This window comes from Sphingomonas sp. SKA58, from assembly GCF_000153545.1.
Classification (GTDB): Bacteria; Pseudomonadota; Alphaproteobacteria; order Sphingomonadales; family Sphingomonadaceae; genus Sphingobium; species Sphingobium soli.
The window spans coordinates 770,121-791,319 of record NZ_CH959306.1; the positions used below are offsets into that span (position 1 = coordinate 770,121).

Genomic DNA, 21,199 nt, shown 5'->3' on the forward strand with positions numbered 1-21,199 from the left:
TGATTTGCTCAACGCCAGACCCTCGAGGATTGGAAAGTGCCATGTTCCTTGACGAACGTTCTCGATTTTCTGTCCGCTCAGGCCAGCTGGCTATCGTAATGATGGCGGCGCTGGCGGCCGGGGCTTGCTCATCTGGCGATGGCAATGGCCAACTCAGCGCCGACGACCAGGCGCTGCTCAGCGATCGCGAAGCTCATCATGAATTTCAGTGCAATGATGGCTCCCTTCTCCACGCGGCGTACCGCGATGAGGGACTGGTGATGATCCTGAGTGGACCCGCGCAACCGCAGCCGATCCGCCTGACTGCTCCGGCTCAAGGGCTGACCTATGTCGGGGAAGGCATCACAGCTACGATCACCAATCGCGTCCTGCGCATCAGCGAAACAGACCGGCCGGAGCGCACCTGCACCTCGGGCAAGCCGTTGGGCCTTAGCCCTGTAGAACTAGCCGACGACTTGGTTCGTGACGAGAATAGGTCATCTGACGCTCGCAATTTTGTTGAGAATCATTCGCGATAATCTATCGTGTGTGCGGTTTGCCGCCCGTTGAATGGCCGTTTGGATGAATGAGAGAAGGAAGGAGTGACGAATGCGAACTTATCCATTCCTCTCTGTCCTGCTTGTAATCGCTATGATGATCTCACACGGCTCGCTGCTGACCGTGTCACAGCATTTCCACAAAAGCGACCGACCATCCGTTGAGGCTACTACAGAGCATCAACATTTTTCAGAAAACCATGAGGAGCCGGGCAGCGCTACAGGAGGCGGTCACGTTCATCTAGTCGGTGATCGCGTGCCAGATGACCATGGGCTGAAACCTGTCCCGACTGGGAAGGCTATCCATAGCGGCGCGCATCGCCAGCCTTTCATGGCGCCGTTCATCATGGCTCCGTTACTCGAGCCGCCATCGATATCCTGAAGCATGGCAGTGCGAGGCGTTGGTCTCGCACTTGGTGCTGATCTGCCGGCGTCGAGGCGCTGGCGACCATACGGATATCTATATGAAACTCAGACTGGCTCGACCGTGGGCATGTTATGCTGCGGTCTTTACAGCCTTGGCGTTTTTCGTCGTCGATGTGGCCTTGGCTCACGGCGTCGCGGAAGGCGACAAAGGCTATATCGAAGAAACGACCGGCCCTCAGATAGGGGCGTTTCTCTATCTAGGCGCCAAGCACATGGTCACCGGATACGACCATTTGCTGTTCCTGTTCGGCGTCATCTTCTTCCTCTACCGGATGCGCGAAGTGGCATCCTATGTCACGCTGTTCGCTATCGGTCACAGCACGACCCTGATCGCAGGGGTGCTGCTGGGAACGAATGTTAGCGCCTATCTTGTCGATGCGATCATCGGCTTGTCGGTCGTTTACAAGGCGCTCGACAATCTCGGTGCGTTTCAGCGTTGGTTCGGGTTCCAGCCGAATACGAAGGCGGCCGTGCTGATCTTTGGCTTCTTTCATGGCTTCGGCCTGGCGACGAAGCTGCAGGACTTCGCGCTATCGTCTGATGGCCTGATCACCAATCTCATCGCTTTCAACGTCGGCGTCGAGATGGGCCAGATCCTGGCTCTGTCGGCCATCCTCATCATCATGGGATATTGGCGGCGCACGCGCAGCTTCGCCAAACATGCCTTCACCGCGAACGTCGTGCTGATGACCGCCGGCTTCGTTCTCACCGGCTATCAACTCGCCGGCCTGTACCTTGGAGATCCCTCATGACCCGACCCCACTCGCCCATGCCGGGCGAACTGCCCACCCTTGGCCAACTGAATCGGGCTACACTCATCGCCTTTGGCGCTGCTGCGGTGATCCTGGTGACGACCGTGCTGCCTGCGGAATATGGCGTCGATCCGACAGGCGTCGGCGGCGCTCTCGGTCTCACTCCGATGGGCGAGATGAAGCAGGCTGAGCATGATGCCGCGCCAGTGGCGTCGTCCGCACAGGCTACGCCAATGGCGTCCAAGCCGGCCGTGGCTGCCCCGGGTGAACCGGTCCAGGTCGTCATTACGCTCAAGCCCAACGAAGGGCGCGAGATTAAGGCAGTAATGACCGCCGGCAGCGCGATGCGCTACGCTTGGAAAACCGATGGCGCGAAGATCCGCTACGAATTGCATGGCGAGGAATTCAACGCGGCTGAAGGCGAATACACCAGCTACGAGAAGGGCACGTCGGCCGGTGAAAGCGGATCTTTCACAGCCCCCTTCGACGGTACGCATGGCTGGTACTGGAAGAACAAGACCAGCGAGCCTGTCACCATCACTGCATCTGCGACCGGTGGCTTTTCCGCCTTCGCAGCCAAGCCCTGACCCAACTCATAATGAGAGAAGGAAAATCTGATGCGTAAATTCATTATCGCAGCTGCCGTTGTTCTCGCTCCCGTGTCCCCGGTGATGGCGCATGGCAATCATGATGAAGAAGAGCAGGATCGTCCTGTTCAGCAGGTGGCGAAGGACAATGTCATCAAGCTCATCACCAAGGGCACATTGCCGGCGAGCTGGTCAAAGGCGAAGTTCGTAGAAACGAAGTCGCGTACCGTTCAGGGCGCCCGTCAGGATGTGGTGATCTTCCGCAACGACGCTGAACCGGAAGCTCGCAAGCTGTTGTACGTTGCGTTGAAGCCGGACGGCACCTTCGTTTCGGCGAACCATAAGCTGAAGTGAGAAGTGATGGGCGCGGTCGATTGGCCGCGCCCATATTTCTGTCGTCATGAAAATCCGACGGCAACGGTATCCAGCAGGAAGTCGGATCTTCTGATCAAGCCCGGAATTGAACCGTTGGAGCCCTGCGACCATCGGCGGCACCTTTTAGAGATCGATTTCAGCGGACGGCATGTCCATATCTCTCTTATTGCGCACGCTCATCGCTAGGGAAATTATGCCGAATGAGACAGACTAAGTCGTTTCAACGCGAATGGATTGTTTCAATCCTGGTTATGACATTCGCGCTAACGCTTGCCATCGGGATTGGTTTTCTGGCGGGTCATTATATCCCGTCGGCTTCTGACGATATGTCGGAGATCTGTCGAAATTTGCCAAAGAAAGGACCGATGGCGGATTGTATCGCTCTGCGTTCAGCAGTTGCTACTGAGCAGGCGACATTGACAGCGCAATGGAGTCTGCTGATCGCGGTTGGCTCGCTTTGCGCTAGCAGCGCGGCGCTGTTGGGATTGATCAGCGCCTTCAAACAAGGGCAGCGCACGATCGGGATAGCCACCGATGCGAACCGCATAGCTATGGAATATGGGCGGGCGCAGGCCCGCGCATATGTCGTGGTTCAGTCGGTGGAGGCAAAGCTTAGTGAGCTGGGCGATCTGACTGCCAAGGTAACTTTCCAGAATTCTGGCGCATCGCCTGCGCGCCGGTTACGCTGGCTATACAACGCACATATTGTCGCTGTTTATGGCGATAACACTCAGCGCGGCATGATGCTTGGCGATGAACCAGACCTGGAAAGATCTCACTGGCGGCAGGACATACCTTCGGCGGATTCCTGGACATCATCTCCGCTTGGATTGCGTTCTCAGGATGGCGTTGCGGCCCTGCTCGAGAAGGCTACCTTTATCGCGATCACGATAAAGGTTGTGGCAGATTTTCAGGACGTGTTCGGCGAAACACACCGGGAAATCGCCTGTTTTGAAGGACGGGTAAATCCCAGTGAGCGAGACGCGTCATACACAGCGCTACATAGTGCGCATGACAACGCATTGGACGACAAAACAGAATCCCCTGCAGCTTGATCTGCTGCCAGGCACTTGCGAATTTCGCCACTAATCGCGCAGGCGCCGAACCAGCCGTTTCCAGCTTGCTTCACTGTTCATCCAGTTAGGCCGGTCCGGTTGTCGAGGCGTTGGAGCAAATCGTTCAGGCTGTCCCCGACAGAGCGTGCAGCGCAGGTGCGATCCGACGGTTTCCATAGCGGTGTTCCAGCAATGCGCGAGGAACCAGCGGTTGAGTTTGTCAGCATCGATTACTCCTGAGTGGCCGCATCTGCAGATGATGAAAAGATTGACGTTTCGGTGGGCATAATCGCCGAGGTTCCGCAGGGGGACGTTCGCCCCCACGTCAGAGGGGAAGGGTCATCTGCCTGCGATCAAAGTGAGGCGGCTGACGTTCCATGGCCACGATAATTGTTTGGGCCAGTTCTACAGCGGCTTGCTCCCGCAACCGTTCGTTCGGCGCCGTCAGTGCCACTCGTGCCCACCCAGGGGCGTTCAGAAGGCTCTGCGCGAGCCAGAGAGAATCGGGCTGTGTCATGTCCGGCAATATGCGAACAAAAAGAGAACATAGCAAGAGCCTGTTCTTCGGCTAACGAAGTTGATGGATGGGCTTGGACTAGCCGAAAGGGGGGGCGGTCCCTCATCCCGGTGCGGCGACAGGTTACGCTGAGGACGTGCCTATTCCTGTCAGTCGTCGGAAAGGAGAGACGCGAAGCCGTGGATCGTGAATGGCATGGCGGCGTCAGGCACCTTCGCCTCACCTGGAACCTCATGCATGAGTAGCAGCATGCCCTCATGTGGAAGATAGGCGCAGCCAAATCCCTTCTCCCGTCGCTGTTGCGCGGCTTCGAGAACGGCTGCGCGGTAGGCGTCATGAGCCTTATTTCCGACATGCAGCTTGGTTAGATCGATGAAGCCCAGTGCATCGCCATTCGGGCCCTCTTCGCTGACGCCGAAGATCATGGTTTCATCGGGCATTTCGAATCCTCATTTCATTACGCGAACATTAGCGAAGTGTGTTTCCAAGCATGACGACGTCGGCGCGCGGGGCCTCAATGATCATCTGGTCGCGCGCCATTGCGCCTTTAATCGCGGCCTCGACCGCGAGGCATAGCAAAGCTGTGCTGTTCGCTTGCATCTGGATCTGTGCGGCCTTTCGGCTTGATGGCTAATTCGAACTTGATGTCGCTCGCCTGCGAAGCGATCCCGCGAGTAACTGCCTCAGATAGGTAGGTTCCCTCCGCATCGCCCCCGGTGATTTCAGATTCCCGATCGAGGCCATTGGGCACCGGCTCTGGCGCTTGAGAAGCAAGGCGTTCCAACCGCGCATCTAATGCTGCGGCGCCAGGGCCACCGGCTCGCGCTAAAGTAGCCCCTAAATCGATCCCGGCTCGATGGAATTCTGACACTCGCTCATAACGGCCGACGGCTGCCATCGTGATGTCCTTTTGACCCAGGCCGTCCTTTTCCAGTGTTCGGATGCCCATGCTGGATACGAGCTCCTGAGCGGGCTTGGCGATCGCCATGCCTCGGCTGACGCTTAGGACTCCGCCTCGGCCGATCAGTTCGAGGCCACGCGCCTCTTCCTGAGTGGCGACGTCGTAGAGGATCATCCGGGCTTTTTCATTTGGCGAGAGGGCCCCATTCGCCGCCTCGTAGATTTCCGCACGGACAAAGGCGCGTTCGGTCGCCGCAAACCGGTGCTCGTTGAGAGGCATCCCGGCATCGCCAAGGGTCAGGACCGCGCGTTCAAGGGCTGGATCAACAGCGATCGTATCGTCGCGGTAGCGAAGCTTGTCCTGAACGGTCCGAATTTCAGCGGCGGCGCGGACCAACTCAGCAAGCGTCAAAGTCCGGAAAGGGCGATACTCTTCCGCCTGAGGGCCGGTGGCCATCTCCAGCCGCGCCAAATCGAACGCTTCAACGCCGGAAGCCGCGGCTGTCTTCGCCGCAGCGCCTATGGCAGCCGTCGTGGCATTCTGTTGTTCCTTCGGCATCGCGTGCCGTTCAGGCGCATCAGACAGCCATTCCTCAATTACTCTGAAGTCCATTGTAATGCTTCCCTGCAAGACCGGGAGTAATTGTCTCAGACCGATTGGGCAAATTCCAGACCCCCTTCAGCACAGGTTGCATTGGATATGGAACAGGCTGCTTCGAATCCTCCGGAAAGCGGCTTATGCGCCGCAGTTATCGGCGGCGTTGGATTGAACCGATGGGATGACCAGGCTAGTCCAATGGGGGACTATTCTTGATGGACTTCAGCGCTTCCGAGGCAAGATAGAGTTCGTCTTGGGCTGCCTCCCATTCACAGCGGGCTTCATCCCAGCGCCGCTTAGCGATGAGCAGGCGATCTTGCGCTTCCTGTTGTTTATTCCGTGTACGGGTGCGTTCCCTCGTTCGGCTCAGCGGCAACCGATAGACGTCGTTGTCGGTCAGCTTTCGACCGCACGACTTTGGGCTATGTTGATTGCGTATGTGGGCCCATGATCCTTGCAGCTTGTGGACGGAATTGCCGCAGCGCTTGCAAAACCATTCGCGCTCAATGCGATCGGCCCTCACAGCAGCACTCCGATCATCAGGCCGACGAGCATCCATGCGAGGCCGGTCATGACTTGCACGGGATCGCGCCAGTATGCGCGTTCAATTATGGCGGAGCTGCCGCTGGCCACATCCCTGAGATCGTCGCGACACCCGGGATAGGGATATTCCTCATCCAGATGGTTTGCCAGACGTTCGAACGCGGCTTTCTTGTCGGGGGGAATATTCCCGGGCATGCTTTCCTCAATCGCTATCGACTATACGATAGTAATCGTCGGATTTCCCGGCGAGACCCTCGTTGAGCTTTTGCACTGGTTTGCAACAGGACCGCGGGTTCGGATTTGCGGCGGTCAGGCATCGCACCTGGGCGGTGGACGCAGCTGTCACATGCACCCTGCATGGGATATTATCGGCACCGACGCAGGAACGTCGCAGGCGGGCTGAACATTTCTAAAATGGACCGGGATCCACGGAAGGGATGGAGCGGCATGATTATCACCCTCTCTGACCTTTTAGCGGGAATCCGAGAGCGCAAGGCTGCCTTGGGTATCATCGATACCCCAGAGCGTACCGATGCCATGCGCAATAGCGGATCGCGCCGAACAGCGCGCAAGCGTGCTATGTTGGCCCGGATCGAGGAGCGCTCACGCGACGCGGGCGTCGTCTAGGCTGCGGCAGGGCAGCGCGGGGAGAGATCGTCTCGTGGTTCCACATGATCATATCGCCCCACTGCATCGGATGTCCGCCGCAGCTCTCAGGCCCGAAATGCTGAAGGCTTTGGAAATGATCCAAACGGAAGCTGCCGAAGTCGCGGGAGGGGCGTAAGGTGATCATCAGGGTTCCAGTGCGAATATGTATGGCTAAAGCGGGTTTGAAAAAAAACCAAACTGGCTTTGGACAGGCAGTTGCTATGCAAACGCGCTGCATTTCCGGGTGGACGCGCAGCTAGACGCTGGCGTTGGACAAAACCTTGCCCACCCTGCGACCCAAAGCGGCCGCATGCGCGGAGAGACCCCGCGCAAGGATGTTGATTGCGTTGTTGGTGCCTCGTGGGACATCGGCGCCGCAGGCACAGATGTGCCGGTCAGCATCGTTACTTTCAGAGGTTGGTGATCCGCATGCATTGCACGTTTGCGTAATGTGTCTCGGATCGACAACGACGACTTTGCCACCAGCCTTTTCAGCTTTGTAGCGGATCATCTCAAGAAGGCGCTTTGGTCTTGGCTCGGCCAACACCTGACCGTTTTCTCGTGTCGCGATTGCGCCAGCGCCGTCTGATGGGCGTCGTGTGCGTGTTGGTCGGGGAAATTGTTTGAGCGCGAGATCTTCGACCACGATCGTCTCAAATCGATTAGTGATCGCCGCCGAGATCTGATGCAGCCGCGTGGAACGGAGGTTTATCACGCGTTGACTGGCGCGGTCTTGGCGTTCGCGCAGCTTTTTACGTCGGCGGGAGTCTTTCTGGCATCTTGCCAGTGCCCGGTAGGCCCGACGCAACGCGGAACTCTGAGTGGTCTTACGGGGTGTGTCGTCGAAGAGAGAGCCATCTGACAGCGATGCTAGTTGCTCTATGCCGAGATCGAGGCCGCATGCGCTACCGGGTTTCTTATGCTCTTGATCGCCGACTTTGCAATCAACCAGGATGGCAACATGCCATTGGCGGGCTCTGCGGGTGAAGGTGAGTCTGGTGAGGCGAGCGTCAGCCGGCAAAGGGCGATGCATGCGCATGCGCAATTTCCCGACGATGCCATCGACCGTTAGGTAGCCGTCGGCAATAACACATCCTCGGACGCCATGGACGCCAAAACTGCGCCAGCGATCTTCGGAGCGAAAGCGTGGGAACCCGGCGTTGGGGTTAGCTCTCAGGCGGTCGCGATACTTCGCCATCGCGGTATCGACGCAGCGCAAGGTCCAGTTGTTAATACCCCAAGGCAGAGCAGTATGCTGGCGGTTGGCCATTCGATAGGCAGGGAGAGACTTCGTATCGTCTTCGTATGTGAGATGAACGCCGCGCTGGAAGGCTGTGCGCCGGTTCTGTAGTGCGTCGTTGTATAAATTTCGCTGCAGCTGCAGGATCGAGGCCAAGCGCGCATGTTGCGCCCTGCTTGGCTCGATCGGAAATTTATACTGCAAGAACATGTGCTTGCATGTGACGCGCAAAAGTTAACGCAAGGTGGATGTTCGAAGATCAATCAGGCGGAAGGGGGAATGATCGTTGGGATCCCATTCAGTCAGCGCGCTGCGACAATCTCACCTGCCGCTAAAGTGCTACCTGGTCGGGGACAGAGGTCGGGCATAGGCGAATTCAATTGGCGTTGATTTCACTGGCCCCTTGGTAATCGCTTGGATCGCTGCCGCGGCTGGTACGGCGGGCTCGGCCTCGCGATTGATCTGCAGGCCAGCGTGATAGCGCTCCAGAAGCAGAGCAACGGCTGGACGCACGACAGGCAGAGGCAGAGTTTCGCGAATCGCGAATGGGATGGAAGGATTGCGGCGGGGATTGAGAGGCACGCGGCCGAGCTTGGTGCCGAACATAGCAGTGAGGGCCAATCCTGGCCGACGAGAATCTACCTGAACGTCTGACTGGGCGATGCCGAGTGAGCGTAACTGGGCTTTCGTGCGTGGGTCATCGATGGGAGCGCTGCGATAGGTTACCAAAGATGCGCGTGCGGGTGATGCGGAACTCGTCTTCTCAGCTGCCTCGGTGACCAACTGGAGGATGTCGTCGGCAGTTGGCCGATCTGCAGTCACCACATGGGCAAGAGCGATACCACGGCTGACGTCGATGAACGCGGTGAGGACAGCGTGATAGGGGATGTTATCGGGGCCATCGACCGCCACATCGAGTGGCGACATATCGATGGCGTAGTCGGTATTCATGCCGGTGTAGGACGCGATATCGGTCACTTCCATGGGCAGATTGAGTCTCGTGCGGACTGCCCGTTTGCTTGGTGGACTTATTTTACGCTTCTCGCACAAGGCTTCGGCGGCAGACTGGATCGCCCCTGGCCGAGCGCCCGGGCCGGCGTGCGCGATGGCTTCTTCGAGAGCTGCTCTCGTTTCAGCAGGAAGCTGACGGGGGTAGTTGGACAGAACCTGATCGTTCAGTTGGAGCGAGTCCTTGTACGCCCGAATGATCTTGAAGAAGTTGCGCTCCTTATACCCCAGCCGAGTGGCGGCAGCGGTAACAGCTGCTGCCATTCGCCGACTGCCCTTCCTGGGGAGCTCTTCAACTTCCAGAGCACGCCGGTAAGCTTCCGGCCACTGCTGAGGCGTGAAGGTCACCATGTAGTGGGCAATGCGATCTTCCATTTTTCTTCACTCCTGAGTTTCGAGGAGCGAAGCAGAGCGTATTCAGAAAATTCAGGGCGTCACTGAGGCCAAGCCATTGAGGTATGTGCCGATGGACGACGCTGCGGCTGTATCAGCCTGATAGATCACCTGTTTTCCCGCACGGCGCGAGGAGACCAGGTGGGCACGCGATAGAATTCCTAGGTGGGAAGATAGCGTGTTTGCAGCGACATTGAGGTGGCGCGCGATTTCTCCCGCCGGCAGGCCTTCAGGCGCCCGGGCGAGGAGGCGGTAGATATCATGCCGAGTCGGTTGCCCCAGCGCAGCCAGGGCCTCGACCATTGCTGATGAGTCCATGGACCAGACTATCAGCGATCCATCCCAACCGGTCAAACGGTTAGTGACGGACAGATCCGTCAGCCAAACCAACAATGTACCGGCCGATGTCCGTTTCGACGTCCGTTGGAACAGCAAATCGGACACCGTTCAATTCTATAATTCCAGAATCATTGAAATGAATGTACAAGTCTGCAAGTGGAGCAAGCGACTCGCGCAGGCTTCTTTTGAAAAGGATGGTGACAGAAAGGGTTTCGCAATGCTGACGCATGAGATGTACGAACAGAGAATAGCTGCACGGACCCAGCGCTCAGCGCTGGATTACTTTACCACTTCAGCTCTGTTGGGACGCCCTGATCCGCTAGCCAGCGATAGCCCCGACGATGTGTCATTCGATTTGACCTACAAGATGGTCGATCGCCTTGTGATCGCGGCCGTTGAAACCGGCGCTCGGTTTGAGCGTGACAGCTTGCCGTCCGATCCATTGGCCTGGCTGTATAGCCCGCAGCCTCCGTTTGACGGGGCGCGACCGCTGGAAGCCTGTTTGACCGCGCCGGGGTTGATGAGGTGCATCATGTTCCACTCGCTCGATCTGGAACTGGGCATGCCAAGTGATCTGGTCGATCAAATCCTCTGTCGTGACGCGGGCATGACCGGAGAGACGGTGTCTGGGGGGCTATGGAATACCGATAGGGACCGGGACAGTGTCGGACATGGTCGAACGCTCTACACCGCGACGATCGTCGATGTGCAGGTGGGTCAAATCCATCATGTCTACCATGCGATGATGGCCTGCGATCTCGCCGAGGCGAGAGGATTGCTCAGACTTCGTTATGGAAGACAGTTGGCGGACCAGGCTGAGGTCCGCAGAGGGTACGACGCGAGCAACCCGCTGGCGGTCTCTATGGTGTCGGACGCGATGGGGGCGATTTTGGCGATGGTCGCCAGCAATCCTCAAAGTGCGTTGGCTGAAGGGCTCGACCTGCAACTCGAATCCAGGTTCGCGCCGTAGAGAGGCGCGCAGGCCATGATGGTCGTCACGATCACAATCTGGCCGGGTGGCGATGAGGCAGCGTCTTTCGATATCGCGCAGATGAAGATCGAGAACGAGAGCAGGCTGGCCGACGTCAGCGATTATACTGCTCGGATCGTCCAGTGCGAAAACCGCCGACTAGGGGTGCAGGGGATAGATACCCGGGTGCAAATATCGTCACATCCTCGCCGGGATGGGCCTTGGACGTTGCTCAAGAGAATACTCGATCGGGTCGATTTGCCGTCCTGAATGGGACGTTCCTAACTCCTCGCTGACGGCGAAAACCGCCTACTTCGCTACACCCTCTAAAACCGAAACGGCCGAAATTGGCCATTCTCGCCGCTCAGAGGATCACGAAAATGAAGTAAAGGAGCAGACTTGCTGACAACCGAAATTAGGGTGGCGACCCCGGCAGGATTCGAACCTGCGACCATCCGCTTAGAAGGCGGATGCTCTATCCAACTGAGCTACGGGGCCGTGGCTTGCGCGATAGCGGCAGGGAAGGGCGCTTGCAATCGCCTGTCCGCCCGATAAGCAGAAAGCCATGGATGACGGGGCGGTGCAAAGGATCGGGGCGGGGGCGCTCGGCGCACGGCCGCTGCGCTATTATGATTTTTTCATGGCGGCCTTTGTCGCCATCCTGCTGCTGTCGAACCTGATCGGCGCGGCAAAGCTGTCGACGCTGGGCGGCGTGACATTTGGCGCGGGCATCCTCTTCTTTCCGCTGGGCTATGTGCTGGGCGACGTGCTGACCGAAGTCTATGGCTATGCCCGCGCGCGCCGGTGCGTGTGGGCGGGCTTTGCCGCGATGCTGTTCATGGCGCTGATGAGCTGGGTCGTCGTTGCTTTGCCACCGGCGCAGGGCTGGCCCGACCAGGCGGCCTATGAGGCGGTGTTCGGCAGCACCTGGCGCATTGTCTTCGCCTCGCTCATCGCCTTCTGGGCGGGGGAACTGGCCAACAGCTTCGTGCTGGCGCGGATGAAGCTGCTCACCCAAGGGCGGCATTTGTGGATGCGCACCATTGGATCGACCATCGTGGGGCAGGGGGTGGACAGCCTGCTTTTCTACCCACTTGCTTTCTACGGCGACTGGACCAACGCACAGGTGGCGACCGTCATGGTGACGAACTGGGCGATGAAGGTCGGCTGGGAGGCGATATTGACGCCCGTCACCTATGCGGTGGTCGGCTTCGTCAAGCGGCGGGAAGGGCTGGACATTTATGACGAAGGCACGAATTTCACGCCCTTCCGCGCCAGCATCCCTCAAGGATAGGTCGCGCGCACGAAATAGAGGCCATCGGGCGGCGCGTTGAGGCCCAGCGCCGCGCGGTCCCTTGCCGCCAGTGCGTCGCGCAGATCGTTTGCGGTCCAGTGCCCCATGCCCACCATGGCGAGGCAACCCACCATCGACCGCACCTGATGATGCAGGAAGGAGCGCGCGGCGGCATGGATGGCGATGCGGTCGCCCTGCCGTTCCACATCCAGCCGGTCGAGCGTTTTTAACGGGCTGTGCGCCTGGCAATGGGCGGACCGGAATGTCGTGAAATCATGTCTCCCCACCAGATGCTGCGCCGCCGCCTGCATCGCATCGGCATCGAGCGGCTGGACGACGCGCCACACCAGCCCCGCATCGAAGGTCAGCGGCGCGCGGCGGTTGGCGATGCGATAGACATAGGACCGCCCGGTGCAGGAAAAGCGGGCGTGCCAGTCGTCCGCCACCGTTTCGCACGCCAGGATGGCGACCGGGGCGGGCCGCATTCGCGCATTGATTGCCTCCATCAGGCGAAAGGGGGCGATGTTTTTGGCGATATCGGCATGGGCGCGCATGGCGAGGCCATGCACCCCGGCATCCGTTCGCCCGGCGGCATGGATCACTGCCGCCTCGCCTGTAACGGCCGCGATCGCATCCTCGATCGTTTGCTGGACGCTGGGGCCATGCGCCTGCCGTTGCCAGCCCATGAAGGGCCGGCCGTCAAATTCGACGGTGAAGGCGAAGCGGGGCATGATGCTAGCCGCGTTCGTTTCGAGCGGAGTCGAGAAACGGCATGGGATGCGCTTTCCGCGTCTCGACGGGGAGGAGGCGAACGGGGCTGTTCTTACCCATCCACCCGGCTCCCCGCCGGCATGTCATAGCCGCGCAGCAATTCGCCCGGGCTCATCGCGCCCTTGCCCGCGCGCTGGATCAGCGTGGGGCGGATCGCGTCATGGCCGCACCCGATCAGCAAACTGTCATCCAGCAACTCGCCCGGCGCGCCGGCATGATGTTCGACATGGGCGGCCAGGATGCGGAATCGCTCCCCCTGATAGGCGAAGAACGCGCCGGGGAAGGGGTTGAAGGCGCGGACCTGCCGCTCGATCGCATGGGCGTCCTGCGTGAAGTCGATGCGCGATTCCGCCTTGTCGATCTTAGCGGCATAGGTGACGCCCTCGTCCGGTTGGGGCACGGGCGGATGCAGCGACAGGTCGTCCAGCACCTCCACCATCAGGTCCGCTCCGGCCTGCGCCAGCTCCTGCGTCAGCGCGCCCGCCGTCTTGTCTTCGATCGGGGTGACATGCTTGGCGCGCATCGGGCCGGTGTCCAGCCCCGCCTCCATGTCCATGATGGTGACGCCGGTGACATTGTCGCCCGCCAGGATCGCGCGCTGGATCGGCGCCGCCCCGCGCCAGCGCGGCAACAGCGAGGCGTGGATGTTCATGCAGCCTTGGCGCGGCGCAGCCAATATGGCCGGGGGCAGGATCAGCCCATAGGCCGCCACCACCGCGACGTCGGCCTCCAGCGCGGCGAAGGCTGCCTGCGTATCGCCGTCCTTGAGCGACAAGGGCGTGCGCACCTCCAGGCCCAGCGCTTCGGCGCGCTGGTGGACGGGCGAGGCGCGCAGCCCCTTGCCGCGGCCGGCCGGGCGGGGCGGCTGGCTGTACACGGCGGCGATCTCATGACCGGCCGCTACCAGCGCGTCGAGCGCCGGAACGGCGAATTCGGGGGTGCCCATATAGATGATACGCATGATCGGCTCCTCAAACCCCTTGTCGTTGGGACATGCAACCCCTTATCTCACCTTATGGCTTCACCAGAAATCGAGACGTTGACGCAGGCCCTGTCCCGCTTGCCCGGGCTTGGCCCCCGTTCGGCCCGGCGCGCGGTCCTGCACCTGCTCAAGCGCCGGGAAGGCGCGATGGAGCCGCTGCTGCGTGCGCTGGAGGCGGTGAATGAGCGGCTGGTGACCTGTCATCTATGCGGCAACGTCGATACCGTGGATCCGTGCGGCATTTGTGCCGATCCGCGTCGTGATCCGCGGGCGCTGTGCGTGGTGGAGGATGTGTCTGACCTGTGGGCGCTCGACAAGTCACGCCTGTTTCCCGGCCGCTTCCATGTGCTGGGCGGCCGGCTGTCCGCGCTGGACGGCGTCCGGCCGGAGGATCTGACCATCGATGCGCTGGTTGCGCGCGTGGAGGCGGGCGGCATTGATGAGGTGGTGCTGGCGATGAATGCGACGCTGGAGGGGCAGACCACCGCCCATTATCTCGCCGAACGGCTGGAGCGTTTTCCGATCCGTCTGACGCAACTGGCGCATGGCGTACCGGTGGGCGGGGAACTGGATTATCTGGACGAAGGCACGCTGGCGCAGGCGCTGCGGGCGCGACGGCCGGTAGGCTGAGGCGCGTGGATGCGTCGCGGGCGGCTTGATAATGCCGCACGTTCCGCCTATGTTCGGCGCATGGCAATCCGTCCCATTCTCGAAGCGCCCGATCCCCGGCTGCGCACCATTTCGACCCGTGTCGACGCGATCGACGACGATCTCCAGACGCTGATCGATGATATGTTCGACACCATGTATGATGCGCCCGGCATCGGCCTTGCCGCCATTCAAGTCGGCGTGCCCAAGCGGGTGCTCGTCATCGACTTGCAGGAACCCGAATCGGATGAGGAAGGTGCGCCGCCGGTCAAGAATCCGATGGTGTTCATCAACCCGGAAATCCTGAAGGGGTCGGACGATCTGTCCGTCTATAATGAGGGTTGCCTGTCGGTTCCCGACCAGTTTGCCGAGGTCGAACGGCCTTCCGTGATCCGCGCCAGCTGGATGGACCGCGAAGGCCGCATTCATGAGGAACAGCTGGAGGGTTTGCTCGCCACCTGCCTCCAGCATGAGATGGATCATCTGGAGGGCATACTCTTCATCGACCATCTCTCGCGCCTGAAGCGCGACATGCTGATGAAGAAACTCAACAAGGCGCGCCGCGCCGCCTGAAATCATCAGGCTAATGAAAAAAGCCTCTCCGGTCTGGCCGGAGAGGCTTTTTCATACTGATCCGGTCTTTGCGTGAGCGTCAGGCCACGCCATCGGTATCCAACGCATAACCGGCCGATCGCACGGTGCGGATGATGTCCTGATACTGCCCATCGGCATTGATCGCCTTGCGCAGGCGGCGGATATGGACGTCGACCGTGCGCAACTCGATGTCGCTATCCTGGCCCCACACGCTGTCGAGCAGCCGCTCGCGGGAAAAGACCCAGCCGGGATGCTCCAGGAAATGCTTGAGCAGACGGAATTCGGTGGGACCAAGCGGGATGACCTGGCCGGAACGGCGGACCTTGTGGCCGACCGTGTCCATTTCCACATCGGCAAAGGTCAGCGTCTCGCCCGCCAGCGCCGGGCGCACGCGGCGCAGCACCGCGCCGACGCGGGCGACGAGTTCGCGGGGAGAAAAGGGCTTGGTCACATAATCGTCCGCGCCGGTTTCCAGCCCGCGCACGCGATCTTCTTCCTCGCCGCGCGCGGTCAGCATGATGATCGGCACATTGGCCGTGCCCGTCATGCGGCGCAGGCGGCGACATACTTCGATCCCCGACAGGCTTTCCACCATCCAGTCGAGCAGGACGATGTCGGGCACCGTTTCCTGCGCCATCAGCAGCGCCTCTTCGCCATCGACGGTATGGGAAACGTCGAAATCCTCGCGTTTGAAATGCCAGATCAACAGTTCGGCGAGCGCCGCGTCATCTTCCACCAGCAGCATCTTGGCCCGCGGCATGCTCAATCCTCCATCTGGATGTCGGGGCCGCGTTCCCGTTCGGGCAATGTCTTGCCCGTTGCGGCATAATAGACCATTTCAGCGACATTGGTCGCATGGTCGCCGATGCGTTCGATATTCTTCGCGATGAACAGCAGATGCGCGCATTCGCTGATCGTTTTGGGATTTTCGACCATGTAGGTCACCAGCGTGCGAAACACGCTGTTATAGAAATCGTCCACCACCGTGTCGCGTTCGACCACCGCCAGCGCCAGATCAGCGTCGCGCGCGGCATAGGCGTTGAGCACATCATGCACCATCTCGCCCGCAACCTGCCCCATCGACGGCAGCAGTGAAATCGGCTCAACGGTGCGGCTGTTGGTCGCGACCAGCGGCACGCGCTTGGCGATATTCTTGGCATAGTCGCCGATCCGCTCGACCACGCTGACGATCTTCAACGCGGCGATCACGTCGCGCAGGTCGTTGGCCATCGGTGCGCGCAGGGCGATCACCTCCACCACCAGTTTCTCGACCTCCGCCTCGATCGCGTCGATGCGTCTGTCATCGGCGACGACCTCGGCGGCCAAGACCTTGTCGTGGCGTTGCAGCGCGAGCATCGCATTTTCGATCGCCGCTTCGGCCCGGCCACCCATTTCGGCGATCAAGCCCCGCAACCGGTCGATTTCGTCGTCAAACGCCTTGATTGTATGTTCTGCCATGATGCTTCTCTCCGCGCGGATCAGCCGTAGCGACCCGTGATATAATCCTTGGTCCGCTCCGCCTTGGGATTGGTGAAGATGTCGGACGTGACGCCATATTCGACCAGTTCGCCCAGATGGAAGAAGGCGGTGCGCTGCGACACGCGGGCGGCCTGTTGCATATTGTGGGTAACGATGACGATGGCGTAGCGGCCGCGCAATTCGTGGATCAACTCCTCGATCTTGGCGGTCGCGATGGGGTCGAGCGCCGAACAGGGCTCGTCCATCAGAATGACTTCCGGCTCGACCGCGATGGCGCGGCCGATGCACAGGCGCTGCTGCTGGCCACCGGACAGCGCGGTGCCGCTGTCCTGAAGGCGATCCTTCACTTCTTCCCACAAGCCCGCCCGGCGCAGCGATTTTTCGACGATCACGTCCATGTCCGCCTTGGACGCGGCCAGGCCGTGGATGCGTGGGCCATAGGCGATATTTTCGTAGATCGACTTGGGGAAGGGATTGGGTTTCTGGAACACCATGCCGACGCGCGCGCGCAGTTGGACGACGTCCATAGACGGGGCGTAGATATCCTCGCCATCCAGGGTGATCGTTCCGTCGACCCGCGCCGACGCCACGGTGTCGTTCATGCGGTTGAGCGTCCGCAGGAAGGTGGACTTGCCGCAGCCCGACGGGCCGATGAACGCAGTGACATTGTCCATGTCGACGTCGATGGAGACGCCCTTGATCGCCTGCTTGGGGCCGTAGAAGACCTTGACGTCGCGCGCGGTCATCTTGGGATTGGCCGGAGCCAGGCTCTTTTGTTCGTCAGTCATGGGGTTGATTACCACCGTTTTTCAAACTTGTTGCGCAGGTAGATGGCGAGGCCGTTCATCGCGAGCAGGAAGACCAGCAGAACGATGATCGCAGCGGATGTCTTTTCCACGAACCCCTTGGACACCTCGTCCGACCACAGGAATATCTGCACCGGCAGCACTGTCGCCGGATCGGTCACGCCGCCCGGCGGGGTCGCGATGAAGGCGCGCATGCCGATCATCAGCAGCGGCGCGGTTTCGCCGAGTGCGCGGGCCATGCCGATGATCGTGCCAGTGAGGATACCGGGCAGGGCGAGCGGCAGGACATGCTGGAACACCACCTGCACCGGCGACGCGCCGATGCCGAGTGCGGCGTCGCGGATGCTGGGCGGCACCGATTTGATCGCGTTGCGCCCGGCAATGACGATGACCGGCATCGTCATCAGTGCCAGCGTCATGCCGCCGACCACCGCGGCGGACCGGGGCAGGTGCAGGACATTGAGGAAGATCGAAAGGCCAAGCAGGCCGAAGATGATCGAAGGCACCGCCGCCAGATTGTTGATCGACACTTCGATGATGTCGGTCCACCAGGCCTTGGGCGCATATTCCTCCAGATAGAGGGCGGTTGCAACGCCGATCGGGAAGCTGAGCACCAGCGTCACCAGCATCGTGAGCAACGATCCCTTGAATGCGCCCCAGATACCGACCTGCGTCGGGTCTGTGCCATCGCTCGAGGACAGGAAGCTCCAGTTGAAGCCGGTCGACAGGATCCCCGCCTGTGTGAGGCGCTTGACAGCGGCTTCTGCGGCGGGCGTTCCATCGCTCTTGGCGGCGAGATCGATGTCCGTCGATGCGGGCACGCGGATGACGTCCGTGCGATTGAGGATCGTCGGATCAGCCTTGATCGCGTCGCGCAGGCTGGTCCAGGCGGTCGGGGCAAGCCATGCATCCGCTTCCTTGCCCAGCATCTTTTCCGCGACCGTGCTGGTCACCATGGGCAGATTTGCGTTGGCGAGTGCTTCGTCGGTGATCGCCTGCGGGTCGAGCAGCAGCGGCGACGCCGGAAAATCGACCTTGAGCGCGATTTCGGTTCGGGTGAAGCCACGAAGGCCATTGCCCATCATCGTCACCAGCAGGAAAGCGAGGAAGGCAGCGGACAGCAGCACCGCGCCCAGCCCCAGCAGGCGGAAGCGCCGTTCGGCTGCATAGCGCCGCGCGATCCGCTTGCGCATGGCGTCGGACTTCCAGTCGGTAGGAAGGCGTTCGGCAGGAGAAAGGGGAGAGCTCATTCGTAGGCCTCGCGATATTTTTTCACGACCCGCAGGGCCACGATGTTGAGCAGCAAGGTGACGACGAACAGGACAAGTCCAAGCGCAAAGGCGGCCAGCGTCTTGGCGCTGTCGAACTCCTGGTCGCCGGTCAGCAACTGGACGATCTGCGTGGTCACCGTCGTCACGCTGGCGAAGGGATTGAGGGTGAGGTTGGCGGCAAGACCGGCGGCCATGACCACGATCATCGTTTCGCCGATGGCGCGGCTGACGGCCAGCAGAACGCCGCCGACAACGCCGGGCAGGGCGGCGGGGACGAGCACGCGCTTTATTGTCTCACTCGTTGTCGCGCCCATCGCCAGGCTGCCGTCGCGCATCGACTGGGGGACGGCCGCGATGCTGTCGTCCGCCATCGAGGACACGAAGGGGATGATCATGACGCCCATGACGAGGCCGGCGGCGAGTGCGCTTTCGGACGATGCGCCCTGGATGCCGATCGACACGGCGAAATCGCGCAGGGCCGGTGCGACGGTCAGTGCCGCGAAATAGCCGTAGACCACCGTGGGGACGCCCGCGAGCACCTCCAGCAGCGGCTTCATCCATTTGCGCACCGTTGGGCTGGCATATTGGGTCAGGTAGACCGCGCTCAACAGCCCCAGTGGGATCGCGACGATCATGGCGATGATGGCGCCGATGAAGATCGTGCCCCAGAAAAGCGGGATCGCGCCGAACGCGTCGTCATTGCCATAGCCCAAGGCCGCCGATTGCGGCGACCATTTGAAGCCGAACAGGAAGTCGATGGGGTTGACCATCGAGAAGAAGCGAAAGCTTTCCCACAGGAGCGATGCGACAATCCCAAGCGTCGTGACGATCGCCAGCAAGGACGCCAGCAGCAGCGCCATCATTACCAGCCGCTCGACCCGGGTGCGGGCGCGAAAATCCGGCCGGATGCGGGTGAAGGCATAGGCACCGCCGGCAAAGGCGAGGATCAGCGCCAGCGCCGCGCCGGCGATGCCATATTCGCTGATCGCCGTGCGATAGGGTTCGACCAGCGCTTCGCTCGCAGGATTGAAGGCCCCGGCTTGAAGCCCGCTGGCGATGGCGCGCGCTTCGCCCAATATGGCGGACCGCGCGAAGCCGTCGGCGGGCAGGGCCTGGGCTGCCGGGTCCGCCAGCACGCTCTGCGTGACGAGGCCCGGCGCGACATTGGCCCAGACCGCCAGGAAAATGCCGGCAGGGATCAGCGTCCACAGCGCCACATACCAGCCATGATAGCCAGGGAGCGAGTGGACGGCGTCGCGACGCCCGGTCGCGCGCGCGGCGGTCTGCAACCGCATGGCGCGGGCGCGAGCGCTGACCCAGGCGATGGCGCCCAGGCCTGCAAGCAGCAGAATGATGGCAGGTCCGGTCATGGGGGTTCGCTTATTTAAGGTCGGCGCCGTCGAGCACGGTCAGCGATTTGACCGTCTCTGCATTCGCCTTGCGTACATCATCGGACGCCGGAACCATGCCGCGCTTGGCGAGCACGCCGCCCGGACCCCAGTTGGATGCGAAGATGTTGAGATAGGCCTGAAGGCCGGGCACCGCCTGCATATGCGCCTTCTTCACATAGATGTAGAGCGGGCGCGCGCCGGGATATTGGCCCGTCGATACGGTGTCATAGGTCGCCGGGATGCCGTTGATCGGGACATCCTTGAGCGTGTTCTTATTCTCTTCCAGGAAGCTGAAGCCGAAGACGCCGACCGCGTTGGGATTGGCGCCCAGCTTCTGCACGATCAGATTGTCGTTCTCGCCCGAATCGACATATTTGCCGTCTTCCCGGATACGGGTGCAGGTCGCCTTATATTCATCCTCATTCTTTTCCTTGAGCGCCGCCATGGCCGGATCAGACTGGCAGCCTTTTTCAAGGATCAGTTCCGCCAGCGAATCGCGCGTGCCGCTGGTCGATGGCGGACCAAAGACGGAGATAGGGATGGCGGGCAGGCTGGCGTCGACATCCTTCCATGTCTGCGCCTTGTTGGCATCCTTGCCATAGGGGTTGGCGGCCAGCGCTTCATAGACAATCTTGGGCGTCAGCGAGAGGCCGGGGCCTTCCTTCGATTCCGCGAAGGCCAGACCGTCGACGCCGATCTGCACTTCGATGATATCCTTGACCCCATTGGCCTGGCACTGGTCGAATTCGGACTTCTTCATGCGACGCGAGGCGTCTTCGATATCGGGATGCTGCGCGCCGACGCCGGCGCAGAACAGCTTCATGCCGCCCCCCGTGCCGGTCGATTCGATGATCGGCGATTTCACGCCGGGGTTGCTCTGGACGAACAATTCGGCGGCTGCGGTGGCGAAGGGGTAGACGGTGGAGGAGCCGACCGCGCGAATCTGGTCGCGGGTGCCGCCGGCGCCGCTCGACTGGTCTCCGCAGGCGGCGAGGCTAAGGACGCCCGTGGCAGCAGCAGCGAGCAAGGCGAATGTCTTCACGTCTATCTCCATCGTCGAAGCCGCGAATCCCGTG

Annotated in this window: 26 protein-coding genes and 1 tRNA gene; 11 read left to right on the forward strand and 16 right to left on the reverse strand. The window is 60.9% G+C overall.

What is annotated here, in order from left to right; translation table 11 throughout:
- Nucleotides 1-41: 41 nt before the first annotated feature.
- The 5 genes from SKA58_RS04175 (at nucleotide 42) to SKA58_RS04195 (ending at nucleotide 3,731) form a co-directional block, all read left to right on the forward strand.
- The gene (locus tag SKA58_RS04175; protein ID WP_037542106.1) at nucleotides 42-518 is read left to right on the forward strand and encodes a hypothetical protein; all 477 of its coding nucleotides are present in this window, start codon (nucleotides 42-44) and stop codon (nucleotides 516-518) included.
- A gap of 482 nt (nucleotides 519-1,000) precedes the next feature.
- Nucleotides 1,001-1,714: a HupE/UreJ family protein gene (locus SKA58_RS04180; RefSeq protein WP_050763009.1), complete on the forward strand. Its 714-nt coding sequence runs from the start codon at nucleotides 1,001-1,003 to the stop codon at nucleotides 1,712-1,714.
- Complete coding sequence (locus SKA58_RS04185; protein WP_037542107.1) at nucleotides 1,711-2,301, forward strand: hypothetical protein; 591 nt, start codon at nucleotides 1,711-1,713, stop codon at nucleotides 2,299-2,301. Before SKA58_RS04180 ends, SKA58_RS04185 begins: the two co-directional genes overlap by 4 nt.
- A 30-nt stretch (nucleotides 2,302-2,331) precedes the next feature.
- Nucleotides 2,332-2,655 carry a DUF6488 family protein gene (locus SKA58_RS04190; protein ID WP_228223159.1) on the forward strand — a complete coding sequence of 108 codons (324 nt, stop codon included), beginning with the start codon at nucleotides 2,332-2,334 and terminating at the stop codon, nucleotides 2,653-2,655.
- A 221-nt stretch (nucleotides 2,656-2,876) separates the two neighbouring features.
- Nucleotides 2,877-3,731 (forward strand): hypothetical protein, encoded by an 855-nt coding sequence (locus tag SKA58_RS04195; protein ID WP_009821114.1) that lies wholly within the window; start codon nucleotides 2,877-2,879, stop codon nucleotides 3,729-3,731.
- Between the two features lie 325 nt (nucleotides 3,732-4,056).
- Here SKA58_RS04195 and SKA58_RS20250 read toward each other — a convergent pair whose 3' ends face one another.
- The 4 genes from SKA58_RS20250 to SKA58_RS04220 all read right to left on the reverse strand — a co-directional run bounded on the left by SKA58_RS20250 (nucleotide 4,057) and on the right by SKA58_RS04220 (nucleotide 6,484).
- Nucleotides 4,057-4,248, reverse strand: a complete 192-nt coding sequence (locus SKA58_RS20250; RefSeq protein WP_009821115.1) for a DUF6771 family protein — start codon at nucleotides 4,246-4,248, stop codon at nucleotides 4,057-4,059.
- A gap of 149 nt (nucleotides 4,249-4,397) precedes the next feature.
- Nucleotides 4,398-4,688: a hypothetical protein gene (locus SKA58_RS04205; RefSeq protein WP_009821116.1), complete on the reverse strand. Its 291-nt coding sequence runs from the start codon at nucleotides 4,686-4,688 to the stop codon at nucleotides 4,398-4,400.
- Nucleotides 4,689-4,795: 107 nt separating this feature from the next.
- Nucleotides 4,796-5,761 carry a hypothetical protein gene (locus SKA58_RS04210; protein ID WP_009821118.1) on the reverse strand — a complete coding sequence of 322 codons (966 nt, stop codon included), beginning with the start codon at nucleotides 5,759-5,761 and terminating at the stop codon, nucleotides 4,796-4,798.
- Between the two features lie 504 nt (nucleotides 5,762-6,265).
- The gene (locus SKA58_RS04220; protein ID WP_004210831.1) at nucleotides 6,266-6,484 is read right to left on the reverse strand and encodes a hypothetical protein; all 219 of its coding nucleotides are present in this window, start codon (nucleotides 6,482-6,484) and stop codon (nucleotides 6,266-6,268) included.
- A gap of 252 nt (nucleotides 6,485-6,736) precedes the next feature.
- Between SKA58_RS04220 and SKA58_RS04225 the strand changes: the two genes are divergently transcribed.
- Nucleotides 6,737-6,916 carry a hypothetical protein gene (locus tag SKA58_RS04225; RefSeq protein WP_009821120.1) on the forward strand — a complete coding sequence of 60 codons (180 nt, stop codon included), beginning with the start codon at nucleotides 6,737-6,739 and terminating at the stop codon, nucleotides 6,914-6,916.
- Between the two features lie 277 nt (nucleotides 6,917-7,193).
- Here SKA58_RS04225 and SKA58_RS19340 read toward each other — a convergent pair whose 3' ends face one another.
- The 3 genes from SKA58_RS19340 to SKA58_RS19345 form a co-directional block, all read right to left on the reverse strand.
- Nucleotides 7,194-8,387: an RNA-guided endonuclease InsQ/TnpB family protein gene (locus SKA58_RS19340; protein ID WP_083784846.1), complete on the reverse strand. Its 1,194-nt coding sequence runs from the start codon at nucleotides 8,385-8,387 to the stop codon at nucleotides 7,194-7,196.
- Nucleotides 8,388-8,516: 129 nt separating this feature from the next.
- On the reverse strand, nucleotides 8,517-9,560 hold the full coding sequence (locus SKA58_RS04235; RefSeq protein WP_009821123.1) for a hypothetical protein: 1,044 nt from the start codon (nucleotides 9,558-9,560) through the stop codon (nucleotides 8,517-8,519).
- Between the two features lie 51 nt (nucleotides 9,561-9,611).
- Nucleotides 9,612-9,896 carry an ArsR/SmtB family transcription factor gene (locus SKA58_RS19345; RefSeq protein WP_009821124.1) on the reverse strand — a complete coding sequence of 95 codons (285 nt, stop codon included), beginning with the start codon at nucleotides 9,894-9,896 and terminating at the stop codon, nucleotides 9,612-9,614.
- Here SKA58_RS19345 and SKA58_RS04240 point away from each other — a divergent pair.
- Together SKA58_RS04240 and SKA58_RS04245 are read left to right on the forward strand one after the other, a co-directional pair.
- Nucleotides 9,895-10,887 carry a hypothetical protein gene (locus tag SKA58_RS04240; RefSeq protein ID WP_009821125.1) on the forward strand — a complete coding sequence of 331 codons (993 nt, stop codon included), beginning with the start codon at nucleotides 9,895-9,897 and terminating at the stop codon, nucleotides 10,885-10,887. The two genes, SKA58_RS19345 and SKA58_RS04240, sit on opposite strands and share 2 nt — an antisense overlap.
- Nucleotides 10,888-10,902: 15 nt before the next feature.
- The gene (locus tag SKA58_RS04245) at nucleotides 10,903-11,157 is read left to right on the forward strand and encodes a hypothetical protein (protein WP_009821126.1); all 255 of its coding nucleotides are present in this window, start codon (nucleotides 10,903-10,905) and stop codon (nucleotides 11,155-11,157) included.
- 151 nt (nucleotides 11,158-11,308) lie between these two features.
- Here the strand turns inward: SKA58_RS04245 and SKA58_RS04250 are convergent.
- A tRNA-Arg gene (locus SKA58_RS04250) sits at nucleotides 11,309-11,385 on the reverse strand.
- A gap of 67 nt (nucleotides 11,386-11,452) precedes the next feature.
- On the opposite strand from SKA58_RS04250, the gene SKA58_RS04255 reads away from it, so the two are divergent.
- Nucleotides 11,453-12,181, forward strand: coding sequence for a queuosine precursor transporter (locus tag SKA58_RS04255; protein WP_009821127.1), 729 nt, complete (start codon nucleotides 11,453-11,455; stop codon nucleotides 12,179-12,181).
- On the opposite strand, the gene truA is transcribed toward SKA58_RS04255, so the two are convergent.
- Together truA and fmt are read right to left on the reverse strand one after the other, a co-directional pair.
- Nucleotides 12,172-12,912, reverse strand: a complete 741-nt coding sequence (gene truA, locus SKA58_RS04260) for a tRNA pseudouridine(38-40) synthase TruA (RefSeq protein WP_009821128.1) — start codon at nucleotides 12,910-12,912, stop codon at nucleotides 12,172-12,174. The genes SKA58_RS04255 and truA overlap by 10 nt on opposite strands.
- Nucleotides 12,913-13,004: 92 nt before the next feature.
- Entirely contained in the window at nucleotides 13,005-13,913 is a 909-nt protein-coding gene (gene fmt / locus SKA58_RS04265; RefSeq protein ID WP_009821129.1) for a methionyl-tRNA formyltransferase, read from the reverse strand.
- A 54-nt stretch (nucleotides 13,914-13,967) separates the two neighbouring features.
- On the opposite strand from fmt, the gene recR reads away from it, so the two are divergent.
- Both recR and def read left to right on the forward strand, forming a co-directional pair.
- On the forward strand, nucleotides 13,968-14,564 hold the full coding sequence (gene recR, locus SKA58_RS04270; protein WP_009821130.1) for a recombination mediator RecR: 597 nt from the start codon (nucleotides 13,968-13,970) through the stop codon (nucleotides 14,562-14,564).
- Between the two features lie 60 nt (nucleotides 14,565-14,624).
- Nucleotides 14,625-15,155: a peptide deformylase gene (gene def / locus SKA58_RS04275; RefSeq protein WP_009821131.1), complete on the forward strand. Its 531-nt coding sequence runs from the start codon at nucleotides 14,625-14,627 to the stop codon at nucleotides 15,153-15,155.
- Between the two features lie 79 nt (nucleotides 15,156-15,234).
- Here the strand turns inward: def and phoB are convergent, their stop codons facing one another.
- The 6 genes from phoB to SKA58_RS04305 are packed head-to-tail and all read right to left on the reverse strand — an operon-like array spanning nucleotide 15,235 to nucleotide 21,165.
- Entirely contained in the window at nucleotides 15,235-15,936 is a 702-nt protein-coding gene (phoB, locus tag SKA58_RS04280; protein WP_009821132.1) for a phosphate regulon transcriptional regulator PhoB, read from the reverse strand.
- 2 nt (nucleotides 15,937-15,938) lie between these two features.
- Nucleotides 15,939-16,634 carry a phosphate signaling complex protein PhoU gene (gene phoU, locus SKA58_RS04285; RefSeq protein WP_009821133.1) on the reverse strand — a complete coding sequence of 232 codons (696 nt, stop codon included), beginning with the start codon at nucleotides 16,632-16,634 and terminating at the stop codon, nucleotides 15,939-15,941.
- Nucleotides 16,635-16,654: 20 nt separating this feature from the next.
- The gene (gene pstB, locus SKA58_RS04290) at nucleotides 16,655-17,443 is read right to left on the reverse strand and encodes a phosphate ABC transporter ATP-binding protein PstB (RefSeq protein ID WP_009821134.1); all 789 of its coding nucleotides are present in this window, start codon (nucleotides 17,441-17,443) and stop codon (nucleotides 16,655-16,657) included.
- An 8-nt stretch (nucleotides 17,444-17,451) separates the two neighbouring features.
- Nucleotides 17,452-18,711: a phosphate ABC transporter permease PstA gene (gene pstA, locus SKA58_RS04295; protein WP_037542112.1), complete on the reverse strand. Its 1,260-nt coding sequence runs from the start codon at nucleotides 18,709-18,711 to the stop codon at nucleotides 17,452-17,454.
- The gene (gene pstC, locus SKA58_RS04300) at nucleotides 18,708-20,102 is read right to left on the reverse strand and encodes a phosphate ABC transporter permease subunit PstC (protein ID WP_009821136.1); all 1,395 of its coding nucleotides are present in this window, start codon (nucleotides 20,100-20,102) and stop codon (nucleotides 18,708-18,710) included. Before pstC ends, pstA begins: the two co-directional genes overlap by 4 nt.
- Before the next feature lie 10 nt (nucleotides 20,103-20,112).
- On the reverse strand, nucleotides 20,113-21,165 hold the full coding sequence (locus SKA58_RS04305; RefSeq protein WP_037542565.1) for a substrate-binding domain-containing protein: 1,053 nt from the start codon (nucleotides 21,163-21,165) through the stop codon (nucleotides 20,113-20,115).
- Nucleotides 21,166-21,199 lie beyond the last annotated feature (34 nt).